4 protein-coding genes are annotated in these 12,080 nt (G+C 71.9%); 3 read left to right on the forward strand and 1 reads right to left on the reverse strand.

The window, feature by feature from the left end; genetic code table 11:
• Window positions 1–7: 7 nt before the first annotated feature.
• Complete coding sequence (locus AC0IZJ_RS13170; protein ID WP_471850376.1) at window positions 8–8,449, forward strand: WD40/YVTN/BNR-like repeat-containing protein; 8,442 nt, start codon at window positions 8–10, stop codon at window positions 8,447–8,449.
• Between the two features lie 3 nt (window positions 8,450–8,452).
• Here AC0IZJ_RS13170 and glmS read toward each other — a convergent pair whose 3' ends face one another.
• Window positions 8,453–10,312, reverse strand: coding sequence for a glutamine--fructose-6-phosphate transaminase (isomerizing) (gene glmS / locus AC0IZJ_RS13175; protein WP_471850378.1), 1,860 nt, complete (start codon window positions 10,310–10,312; stop codon window positions 8,453–8,455).
• 137 nt (window positions 10,313–10,449) lie between these two features.
• Between glmS and AC0IZJ_RS13180 the strand changes: the two genes are divergently transcribed.
• Together AC0IZJ_RS13180 and AC0IZJ_RS13185 are read left to right on the forward strand one after the other, a co-directional pair.
• Complete coding sequence (locus AC0IZJ_RS13180; protein ID WP_471850380.1) at window positions 10,450–10,920, forward strand: Lrp/AsnC family transcriptional regulator; 471 nt, start codon at window positions 10,450–10,452, stop codon at window positions 10,918–10,920.
• 88 nt (window positions 10,921–11,008) lie between these two features.
• Entirely contained in the window at window positions 11,009–12,079 is a 1,071-nt protein-coding gene (locus AC0IZJ_RS13185) for an NF038122 family metalloprotease (protein WP_471850382.1), read from the forward strand.
• The last annotated feature ends 1 nt before the right edge of the window (window position 12,080 follow it).

Here is a 12,080-nt window from a genome sequence, read left to right on the forward strand (position 1 = left end):
CCACGCCATGGCCGCCGATCCCGCCGCCCCGACCCCGGTCCCGTCTGTCTGGACGGCCGTGGGCCCGTCGGTCATGCGCAATGGCCAGGCCTTCACACGCCCGGCGGTGTCAGGCCGCGTGCCGTCGCTGGCGCTGTCGCGCTATGCCGACGTGGTGTATGCGGCCACCAGCAACGGCGGCGTCTGGCGCAGCGACGATGCGGGCCTGGCGTGGCGCCCGCTGATGGACCCGCGCGACGACGACCCCTTGAACGTCACCGGTCGCGCCGACAGCCTGGCCTGCGGCGCGGTGGCCATCCACCCCGACCACCCGGAGCGCGTCTTCGTCGGTACCGGCGAGGCCTTCGGCGCGCTCGACAGCTTCCTGGGCGTGGGCCCGCTGGTGTCGCAGGACGGCGGCCGCCACTGGACCCGTGAAGACGTGGTGGGTGCCGTGCTGACCGGCCGCGGTTTCTTCGCACTGGCGGTTGACCCGTCGGACCCGCAACGGGTGGCGGGCGCCACGCGCGCCGGCCTCTACCTGCGCCGGCCGAAGCTGGGCGGCTTCGAATGGGCGCAGCAGGTGCTGACTGGCGTGGCCGGTTCGCCGGACCGCAGCGTCAGCAGCGTCGTCTGCGTGCGCGGCGTCTTCTTCGCCGCCGTGCGCAGCGACGGCGCCGCCCGCCCGTCCGTGGTGGTGCGCTCCAGCGACCACGGTGCCACCTGGCGCGTCGTGGGCACGGGCTTCCCGGCCGCCGCAGGGCGCGTCACGCTCGCCGTGCACCCGGACCGCACCGACACCGTCTACGCCATCACGCAGAACGGCAGCCTGATGCGCCTGCGCACCGACGCCGCCGGCAACGGCCCCTGGCGCACGGTCGGTTGGACGCCGGTGCCGGCCCAGGCCGGTGTCTTCGTCGGCACCCAGGGCTGGTACGACCTGACGCTGACGGTCGACCCCTCCGACGTGGACACGGTGTTCTGCGGCGGCAGCACGCTGAAGGTCACTGCCGCAGGCCTGCCGCGCGGCGCCGGCAGCGCGACGACCGACGTCTGGTCCTCGCACATCTGGCGCGTTCGCGTGCGCCGCACCGGCGGCACGCTGAATGCGCAGCCGGTCTATATCGGCGCCACCATCCATGCCGACGTGCACGCGCTGGCCTTCCCGCGAGGGCTGCCCGGCCAGCTGTGGGTGGGCTGCGATGGCGGCGTCTTCCAGACCGACACCGCCCAGGCCGCCGCGCCCGTGTTCCGCTCGCTCAACAGCGGGCTGGCCACGGCGCTGATCAACGACCTGGCCCTGCACCCCACCGAGCCGGCGGTGATCTTTGCCGCCACGCAGGACAACGGCGGCCAGCGCGCCATCGGCGACGAGGCCTGGCAGCTGACGACCGAGGGCGATGCCGGCGCCGCGGTGGTCGACTGGAACGACCCCTATCGCGTGCTGATGACCTACACGCGGCGCACCATCCTGCGCTGCACCGACGGCGGCAACGGCCCGACGAGCTGGCATTACGTCAGCTTGCCCGCCCATGCCAACGACGCAGCGCTGTTCTACGCGCCGCTGGCGATCGCGCCGCCGTCGGGCACGCCGGCGCATGCGTCGCGGGTGGCCTTCGGCGCGCGGCGGCTGTGGCTGTCCGACACCTTCGGCGGCCCCAACCTGCCGCCCGCCGTCACCAATCCCGGCGACTGGGTGCCACTGCCGGCGGACAACGCCGCCGCGGCGCTGCCCAACGCGATCAGCGCCATCGCCTTCTCGGCCTTCGGCATCGTCTATGCGGGCACGGTGGGCGGCGGCGTCTACCGCTATGTGCAGGCGGTGCACCCGGGGCCCTGGGTGCGTACGCAGATCGACACTCTAGGGGCGGCCATGCTGCCCCTCGTCTCGCCGGTCACCGACATCGAACCCGACCCCGCCGACGCCACGGGAAACAGCATTTACGTGACGCTGGGCGGGCGCGGCGACACCCGCCATGTCTGGCACTACGACAACACCACCTGGACCGACCGTTCCGGCCCGGCCGGCCCCACCGGCCTGCTGGACGTGCAGGCCAGCGCCATCGTCTGCGACCCCGACAACACGACGCATCTCTACGTCGCCACCGACGTGGGCGTCTGGCGCAGCACCGACAGCGGCACGACGTGGCAGCCCTGGGGCGAAGGTCTGCCCGAGGCCGCTGCGGTGGACCTGGTCATCCACCGCCCGAGCCGGCTGATCCGCGTCGCCACGCATGGCCGCGGCTCCTTCATGCGCCTGCTGGGGGCGCCCGGCGCCGTACCGCCCGTCACGATGGCACCGGTGCAGCTGCTGGTTCGCGAGCACACCCTCGACCTGGGCCTGGGCCCGGCGGTGCATGGGCTGCCCGACCCGACGCAGCGTGCCGTCATGCTGGCGCCGGGCCTCAGCCCCGACGTGCGCTGCGACGCGCCCGACGCGCAGGGCGCCTACCGCTTCGCCGGCGACCACCGGCCCACGCTGATCGACTTCCTGGCGCTGTCGCAAGACGACAGCGAGCATGTGCCCACGGCCAGCCAGCCGCTGGTCACGCGGGTGCAGGTGCTGGTGCACAACAACGGCGCCCGCTGGGCGCACGACGTGCAGGTGGCCGTGCTGGTCGCCGAGGGCCGACATGGCGCGCTGCCGCCGCTGCCCGCGGGCTGGGCCGCGCAGCTGCGGCGCGGCCAGCCGGTGGGCGCCGGCGGCTGGCGCACAGTGGGTTTCAGCACCGTGTCCGACTTGCGCCCCGGCCACCCGCAGGTGGCCACCGTGGCGCTGCCATCGACGCTGCTGCCGGCGCCCGGTGCGCTCGCCGGCCATGCGGCGCACACCCTCTTCATCGCCGTGCACCACGCCGACGACCCGCTCATCAGCGACGAGAGCGACGCCAGTGCTGCGGCCGATGCGCTGCGGCAGGTGGCGCTGCGCCACATCACCGTCGAAGCGCTGGTGCCGGTGGCGGCCAGCGGCCCGACCATCACGCCCGGCCGCTTCCTGCCCATAGGCCCGGCGCCCATGCTCAACGGCCTGGCCCAGGGCGGCCCGCCGGTGGCCGGGCGCACGCCGGGCGTGGCCGTGTCGCGCCACGGCGACGTCGTCTACATCGGCACCGCCAACGGCGGCGTCTGGCGCAGCGCCGATGCCGGTGCGAGCTGGCGCTCCTGCATGGAGGCCTTCGACCTCGACCCGGCGGTGCTGAGCAGCACCACGCTGGCCTGCCCGGCGGTGGCCATCCACCCCGACCACCCCGAGCGTGTGTTCGTGGGCACCGGCGAGCCCTTCGGCAACCTGGGCGCCTACTTCGGCGTCGGCCTGCTGGTGTCGCTGGACAGTGGCCGCAACTGGCTGCGCGAGGACACCGTCTCCACCGGCCCGGCGGTGCTGCCGGCCGTGATCCCGCCGGCCGCAGCGCTGCAGACCGGCGCGCTGCTGCAGGGCGCCGGCTGCTACGGCGTGGTGGTGGACCCCGATGCACCCGAGCGCGCAATGGCGGCCACGTCGGCCGGCGCCTTCCTGCGCGAGGCTGACGGCGAAGGCGGTTTTCGCTGGCGGCGGCTGTGGTTCGCCACCACGGTGGGCGGTGGCGTGGCGACGGCCGCGAGCGACAACCTGCGCGTCACCGGCGTGGCACTGGCCGCCACCGGCGGCGTCACGACCTACTTTGCAGTGACCGATGGCGGCCAGGTCTACAGCCTCACCAGCGGCGACGCGACGTTCACGGCCGGCCAACCGGTGTTCATGCCGCTGGCGGCGCTGCCGGGCGGCGTGGTGGCCGGCCAGCGCTGCACCATCGCCACCAAGGAAGACGACCCCAGCGTCGTCTACCTGATCCGCCGCAACGGCGACGCCTTCCGCTGGGACGCCGGCCCGGCGCGCTGGGGCACGATAGGCCCGATGCCGGTGGACCTGCAGGGCAACACCTGGATAGGTACCCAGGGCTGGTACGACCTGGCGCTCGCCGTGGACCCCGGCAACGTCAACGCCATCGCGCTGGGCGGCGCCACCGTGCTGGCGGATGCCGACGCACTCGCGCCCGCCGGCGGCAACTGGTTCTCGTCGATCTGGGCCTGCACCGTCGCACCCAACGGCACCAACTGGACGCTGGCCGCCACCTACATCGGCGCGCGCGCCCATGCCGACGTGCACCGCCTCGTCTTCACGCCGGGCGACCGCAACCAGCTCTGGACCGGCAATGACGGCGGCCTGTTCCGCTGCGACGGCTGGGACCAGCCCGGCGCGCGCTTCGTGGCGCTGAACCGCGGGCTCAACACGCTGTCGGGCAACAGCGTCGATTCCCACCCCACTGAACCGGCGCTGCTGCTGCTGTCCACGCAGGACAACGGCGCCGCGCTGGGCCTGGGCACGCCGGGCTGGCGCATGGTGCTGCAGGGCGACAGCGGTGCGGCGGTGTGGCACTGGGGCGATGTGCTCAATGGCTTAGCGCCGCGCGTGATCATCAGCTACACCAACTGCGAGCTCTACCGCTACGCCGCCAGCGGCACGGGCGCGGTGCGGCGCATCGACGTGAACGATGCATCGGCCAATTTCCGCTTCTACTCGCCGATGGTGGGCTCGCCGCCCGAGACCAGTCTCGCGCTGGCCGCGCGCGCCGACCGCGTCGCCATCGGCGGCACGCGGCTGTGGCTGACCGATGCCTTCGGCGGCGCGCCGGCGCCCAACCTGGGCGACTGGGCCTCGCTGCCGGCCAACGCCGCCGCCGATGCGCTGCCGGCCGGCCAGATCATCACGTCGCTGCTGTTCCTGGCGCACGACCGCATCGTCGCTGGCACGGACCGCGGCGAGTGCTTCCTGTACGAACGCAACGGCGGTGCCTGGCGCGCCCCGCAGCGGCTGGCGCAGGGCGCGTGGCCGCTGCCCGTGCCGGTGCCCGCGCCGCCGCCCGCGCCCGTGCTGCCTGCCCCCATCGTCACCGGTCTGTGCCGCGACCCCGGCGGCAGCGCCACCACCTTCTACGCCTGCGTCGGCGGCACGGCTGCGCGCCAGCGCGTGTGGCGCTGCACCTTCACGCTGGACGGCGCCGGCAATGTCACCGCCACCACCTGGACACTGCGCGCCGGCGACGCCCTGCACAGCCTGCTGGACGTCAACCACAACGCCATCGCCACGGTGGCCGGCGATCTCTATGTGGCGGCCGACATCGGCCTGTGGCGCAGCACCGACCTGGGCGCCACCTGGAACCCGGCCAGCGACGGCCTGCCCGATGCGCCACTGCTGGACCTGGAGGCGCTGCCCGGCAACACACTGCGCGTGTCCACCCACGGCCGGGGCACCTACGAGCGCCAGCTGCCGCCCGGCCCGGTGGCGCGCGTGCGCCTGCTGGTGCGCGACACCCTGCTGGACCGCGGCCTGGCCGCCACCACCTATGCCGGCCGGCGCGACCATCTCGGCAACGCGGTGGCAGCTGCGGCCAGCCCGGACATCGTCGTCGACGCGCCGGTGGCCGGCGACTACCAGTCGTCGCCCAACCTGGGCCTGGACCATGTCGGCTTCGCAGCGCTGAGGGACCGCAGCGCGCAGGTCGCCACGCACGCCTCGGGCGTGCTCAACCGCGTGCATGTGCAGGTACAGAACATCGGTGCCGATGCCTGCACCGGTGCCGTCGTGCTGCTGCTGCTGGCCCAGGCCGCCGCCGGCAGCCCGCCGCCGCTGCCGGCCGACTTTGCCGGCGCGCTGCGTGCCGGCCTGCCCGTCAGCGGCGGTGGCTGGGCCACCGTGGGCCTGCGGCGCCTGGGCCCGCTGGAAGCGCGCGAACCGGTCATCGCGTCCTTCGACCTGCATTCGTCGCTGCTGCCCACGCCGGCGGCGCTGGCCGGCAATGCGAGCTGGTACCTGCTGGCGCTGGTCTCGCACGAGCTCGACCCCTTCGCCGATGTCGCGCTGCCGGTGCAGGCGCTTGCGGATGCGCAACGACAGGCCGCGCTGCGCGCCATCACCGTGGTGAATCTGCTCGGCGACCCGCCGGTGGACCAGCTGCCGCCGCGTGCGCTTCCCACGGCGCTGCCGCTGGCCGTGGCCATGGCCTGCGACCGCCGGCTGACCGACCTGCTGCGAGACGCCGACATCCGCGGCGTCTCGGGCGACGCGCTGCAGGATGTCGACCGCGCTCTGCAGGCTTTGCTGCGCGGCGCGCAACGCCATCTGCGCGGCGGCGCGCCGCTGCTGGCCGCCGGCCCGGGCGCGAGCATCAGCCGCATGGCGGCGCTGGGCGCGATGGGCTTCGACCTGCCGGAGTGGGCGGACTACCTGGAGCCCGGCCCGGGCTGGCTGCGCGACGCGCTGCGCCGTGGCAGCGCCGATGCCGACGTCTCCGTGACGGTGGCCGACGCGCTGACCGTCATCACGCGGACTGCGCAGCTGGCGCTGGCCGATGCCGAGATCGCCGGCAACGCCGACCGCATGCAGGAGGTGCGCGCCTTCTGCGCCGGCCTGGCCTGCGGCGTGGCCACCGACTGGATCATCGGCCCGGTGCTGCGCGGCGCCGCAGCGGCGCGCGGGCCGGCGGACACGCCGTCGGTCGACCGCATGATTGCCGAGACCTGGGTCAGCCGCGTGCTGCTGAACCGCGTGCCCGAAACCGACGCCTTCCTCGAATGGCTGCCCGAGGAGATGCCCGCCGCGCTGCGCCGTGCCTTCGTGGCGGCCATCCGCGAAGTGGCCACCGACGCGATGCGGGCCCTGCGCCTGGACACCACGCCCGACCATGCGCCGACCTTGTCCGACGACGAGTTCGAGGAAGGCTACGGCCTCATGACCAAGGTGCTGCACCAGCAGCACTGGGGCATGGGTATCTGGTTCCTGGTGCTGATGCCGGTGTTCCTGGCGCCCTCGCTCGGCGTGCTGTTCGCGCGGCTGGGCGAGCACAGCGGCCGCCTGCTGAAGATCAGTGACGACAGCAAGGGCCCCGACGAGCCCGAGAACGACAGCGACGAGAAGAGCTGGTACCAGGCCGCCAACTTCCTGCTCGGCGCCGGCGCGCCCATGCCCTTTGCCTACGGTCTGGCGCTGTGGGCCATGGTGCCGCGGCGCGATGCCGATTTCGTGCAGTTCACGGTGGCTGGCGGGCTGCGCATCGCCCTCACCGTGGTGGCTGCGGTGACGATGCCGGCCAACGCCGGCATCCGCTGGGGCGTGCTGTTCGCGCCGTGGGTCGCCACCGACCTGTACTTCCTCGTGCGCAGCATCGTTCATTACGCCAAGGGGCGGCCGGGCTCGGGGTTCATGTACCTGATGCAGACGCTGCCGCTGATGGGCCTGTCGATCGGCTGGCTGTTCTGCCTGCTGATCCGCAAAGCCAACCTGCGCAGCAACGGTGCCTTCTGGGGCCTGTGGGCGCTGTTCACCGGGCTGCTGATGGGCGGCGCGGCGCTGATGGCCTGGCGCCTCTCGGCGGGCGGCGGCCTCATTGCCATGCTGCGCGACCGGCGCGACCCGGTGCTGACGCTGGATGCCTTCAGCGGCGCCGACCTGCGCCTGCTGCCGCCGGCACGCGCGCTGGTCTACCCAGACCACCAACTGTGGCAGCAGTCGGTCGGCCTTGCGGGCCAGCGCTTCCCGGCCGGCATGCGCCCGCTGCTCAAGCTCTGGCATGGCGACGCGGGCTGGCAGATCCGCCCGGCTGCGGGCCAGGTGGAGTTCCGGCAGAACGCCGGAGCGCCCATCACCGTCACGCTGCCCAAGGTGCAGGACGCCGCCGCGCTGCTGGTGCAGCTGCAGGCCGCGGTGGCCGGCCTGCAGGGCAGCGTCGTCACGCCCGCCGGCTTCGAGCTGCCCTGGCCCGTGCGCCTGGCCGACCACGGCGACGACCAGCCCACCTGGGCCCTGCACGACCTGCGCGCGCAGGATTGGCGCGATCTCCCCGACGACGAAGACGACGCCTACCGGCTGCGCCACGCGCCGCGCAGCCGCACCGGCGCGCAGGTGGGCGCGCCCAGCGGCGCCTGGTCGCCCGCCGAAGCAGCGCTGAAGCCGGTGCCCGGCTTTGACGCCGTCGACCCGCTGGGCAGCGACCTCGAGGGCACCGCGCTCGGCCTGGCCGGCAACCTGGCCGCGGTGTTCCAGATGGCGCTGGCACCGGTGTTCGACCCCACGCTGAGCGCCAATGCCGCCAACCTGACGGCCGGCCGTGAGGTGTTGCGGCGCTGGAATCTGGACGAACGGCGCGAAGCCGAATGGCGGCTGCTGGTGGGCCTGGACGGCGCCACGGCGATCGAGGCCGACCGCCTGGCCCCGGGCGCCGCTGCGGTGTCGGACGGCACGGCCATTGCGCGCACCGGCCTGCTGCCGGCCTTCGACGCCTGGCGGCGCGTGCTGCGCGACGACCGTATCGACCTGTCGCAGGACATCAGCTCCCCCGCCATGCCCCTGGTGCGCCCACGCGGCGAGGCGCCGCGCCAGGCCACGCATGTCGAACTGGCGGCGGCGCTGAAGGCGATGTTCAGGCTGCCCTGAGCGTCATTCGACGGTGACCGACTTCGCCAGATTGCGAGGCTTGTCCACATCCGTACCCCTTGCGCAGGCCGTGTGATACGCCAGCAGCTGCAGCGGCACGACGTGCAGGATGGGCGACAGCGCGCCGTAGTGCTCGGGCATGCGGATGACGTGCAGGCCGGCTTCGCTTTCGATGGCCGTGTCGCCGTCGGCAAACACGTAGAGCTGGCCGCCGCGGGCGCGCACTTCCTGCATATTGCTCTTGAGCTTCTCCAGCAGCGCGTCATTGGGCGCTACCGTCACGACCGGCATCTCCGACGTGACCAGGGCCAGCGGGCCGTGCTTCAGCTCACCGGCGGCGTAAGCCTCGGCGTGGATGTAGGTGATCTCCTTGAGCTTGAGCGCGCCTTCCATGGCGATGGGGTAGTGCAGGCCGCGCGCCAGGAACAGGGCGTTCTCCTTGCGCGCGAATTCCTCGCTCCAGGCGATGACTTGCGGCTCCAGCGCCAGGACGGCTTGCACCGCCACGGGCAGATGGCGCAGGTCCTTCAGGTGCTCGGCCTCGTCGGCCTCGCTGAGGTGGCCACGGGTCTGGGCCAGGGCCAGCGTCAGCAGGAACAGGCCCACCAGCTGTGTCGTGAACGCCTTGGTGGACGCGACGCCGATCTCGACGCCGGCGCGCGTGATGTAGGCCAGCTCGCACTCGCGCACCATGGCGCTGGTGGCCACGTTGCAGATGGTCAGCGTGTGCTTCATGCCCAGTGAGCGGGCATGCTTGAGCGCGGCGATGGTGTCGGCCGTCTCGCCGCTCTGGCTGATGGTGACGACCAGCGTCCGGGGGTCGGGCACGCTGTCGCGGTAGCGGTATTCGCTGGCGATCTCGACCGAGGTCGGGATCTTGGCGATGCTTTCCAGCCAGTATTTGGCGGTCGATCCGGAGTAGTAGCTTGTGCCGCAGGCCAGGATGAGGACCTTGTCGATGTCCTTGAACACGCGGTAGGCGCCGTCGCCGAAGAGCTCGGGGCTGATGGCGGTGATGGCTTCGAGCGTGTTGGCGATGGCCGTGGGCTGCTCGAAGATTTCCTTCTGCATGTAGTGGCGGTAGGGGCCCAGCTCGGCGGCGCCGCTGTGGGCATGCACGGTCCTGACCTCACGCTCGACGGCCTGGTAGCGGCCGGTCTTGGTGTCGAGCTGGCTGAGCCAGTAGCGGCCGAGCTGCAGATCGACGACGTCGCCCTCTTCCAGGTAGACGATCTGGTTGGTCACACCGGCCAGGGCCATGGCGTCTGAGGCGACGAAGTTCTCGCCCTCGCCCACGCCCAGCACCAGCGGCGAGCCCTCGCGGGCGGCGACGACGCGGTGCGGCTCGTCACGGCAGAACACGGCCACCGCGTAGGCGCCCTTCAGGCGCGGCAGGGCCTGCTGCACGGCGTCCAGCAGGTCGCCGCTGTAGAGGTGGTCGATGAGGTGGGCGATGACCTCGGTGTCGGTCTGGCTGTGGAACTGGTAGCCACGGGCCTTGAGCTCGGCGCGCAGTTCATCGTGGTTCTCGATGATGCCGTTGTGGACGAGGGCGATCCGGCCGATGCCGCCAGTCTCGGCGTTCGGGCCCACCGAGAAATGCGGGTGGGCGTTGTGCACGGCCGGCGCGCCGTGGGTGGCCCAGCGGGTGTGGGCGATGCCGGTGCCGGCGGCGATGCCGTCCTGGTCGGCCTGGTGCTGCAGCTCGGCCACGCGCGAGGTGCTGCGGGCGCGGCGCAGGCCGCCGTCCTGGTGCACGGCCACGCCGCAGGAGTCATAGCCCCGGTACTCCAGGCGCTTCAGGCCTTCGACGAGGATGGGAACGATGTTGCGCTGACTGACCGCGCCGACGATGCCGCACATGGAGGACTCTCTTCCGATTAGGGGGTGGCGCATGCTAGGCAGGCCAACGCGGCAGAAGCATGCAAAATTTCACTGCTTCTGAATGAATATTTCTTCACCCACTAGAGACGAAATTTTCATTCTTAAAATATTAATTCATGAACGAATTCGACGCCATCGATCTCCGACTGCTTGACGCCTTGCAGACCGACGCCGCGCTGAGCAACCAGGACCTGGCCGCCCGCGTGGCCGTGTCGCCCGCCACCTGTCTGCGCCGCGTGAAGCGCCTGGTGGACGCCGGCATCGTCGAGCGCCGGGTGGCCTTGCTGTCGCCGGAGAAGCTTGGCGCCGGGCTCTCGGTCATCCTGGAGATCACGCTGGACCGCCAGGGCGCGGAGCATCTGGATGCCTTCGAGGCGCGCGCCGTGCAGGAGGCCGCCGTGCAGCAGTGCTGGCGCGTATCGCCGGGGCCGGACTTCGTGCTCATCGCGCAGATGCCCGACATGCCGGCCTATCACGCGCTGACGCAGCGGCTGCTGACTCAGGACGCCAATGTGCGCAACATCAAGGCCTTCTTCAGCGTGAAGCGGGCCAAGTTCGACCCCCGCATTTCGCTGCCGTCCCCCTAGCTTGCACGCCCCGGCGGCGCCAGTTGCGTCGCCAGCGCCATGGAAGCCGCCCAGAATTCCGCGTGTTCCGTCCGTCCCGGAGTCCGCGATGCCCGCCCGCCCCTTCTGCCGCCCCGCCGCACTCGCGCTGGCCCTCGGCCTCGCCGGCCTGGCACCCGCCGCCCAGGCACTCGACATCGTCTTCAAGGACGTCGGTGCGACAGCCATGAACAGCCAGCAGTTCGCGGCCTTCGAGAGCGCCGCCAGCTACTGGGAGAGCAAGCTGACCGACCCGGTCACGGTCTACATCAACATCGGTTTCGACGAACTGGGCAGCAACACGCTGGGCTCGGCGACCTGGACTTACTACCAGGCCAACTACGGCGACCTGCGCAGCCGCCTGGCGGCGGACGCGAAGTCAGTCACCGACGCCAGTGCCGTCGGCCATCTGCAGGCCGCCTCGTCGCTGAGCTTCCTGGCGACCCAGCCTGACCTGACCACGCGCCTGGACAACGACGGCTCGGTGAACAACACCACCCTGAAGTTCACGACGGCCAATGCCAAGGCCCTCGGCTACACGGACACCGGCACGGGCGTCAACAGCGCCGACGCGACCATCCGCTTCGCCAACGGCTACGCCGGCAACTTCGTCTACACCCGCGCCGGCGGCCCGTTGCCGTTCGACAAGATCGACTTCACCACCCTGGCCGAGCACGAGATCGGCCATGCGCTGGGCTTCGTCTCGGGCGTGGACGGCATTGATTTCTGCCTGAGCAACGCCGCCCAATGCGGCACCAGCCAGGGCTTCGACGGCAGCGCCTGGTATTCCACGCTGGACCTGTTCCGCTACTCGGCGGCCGGCGCGCTGGACCTGACCGTGGGCGGCGACCCCAAGCCCTATTTCTCCATCGACGGCGGCGACAGCTCGCAGCAGGCCTTCTCAACCGGCAAGCTCAACGGCGATGGCAACCAGGCCAGCCATTTCAGCGACGGCAACGCCTTGCTGATGGGGCCCTTCGTGCCCTACGGCCAGTCCTATGACGCCAGCGCCACCGACCTGCGCGCTATGGACGCCATTGGCTGGGATGTTGCCACTGCCGCCGTGCCGGAGCCGCAAAGCTACGCGCTGCTGCTTGGCGGCCTGGCCGTGCTGGGCTGGGCGCGCCGGCGCCGCGCCTGAG

The organism is Roseateles sp. AC306, assembly GCF_979253795.1.

What these genes read in the sequence shown, in the direction of transcription:
- AC0IZJ_RS13170 (WP_471850376.1), top strand. Translation starts at nt 8, where the DNA reads ATGGCCGCCGATCCCGCCGCCCCGACCCCGGTCCCGTCTGTCTGGACG.
- glmS (WP_471850378.1), bottom strand. Translation starts at nt 10,312, where the DNA reads ATGTGCGGCATCGTCGGCGCGGTCAGTCAGCGCAACATCGTTCCCATC.
- AC0IZJ_RS13180 (WP_471850380.1), top strand. Translation starts at nt 10,450, where the DNA reads ATGAACGAATTCGACGCCATCGATCTCCGACTGCTTGACGCCTTGCAG.
- AC0IZJ_RS13185 (WP_471850382.1), top strand. Translation starts at nt 11,009, where the DNA reads ATGCCCGCCCGCCCCTTCTGCCGCCCCGCCGCACTCGCGCTGGCCCTC.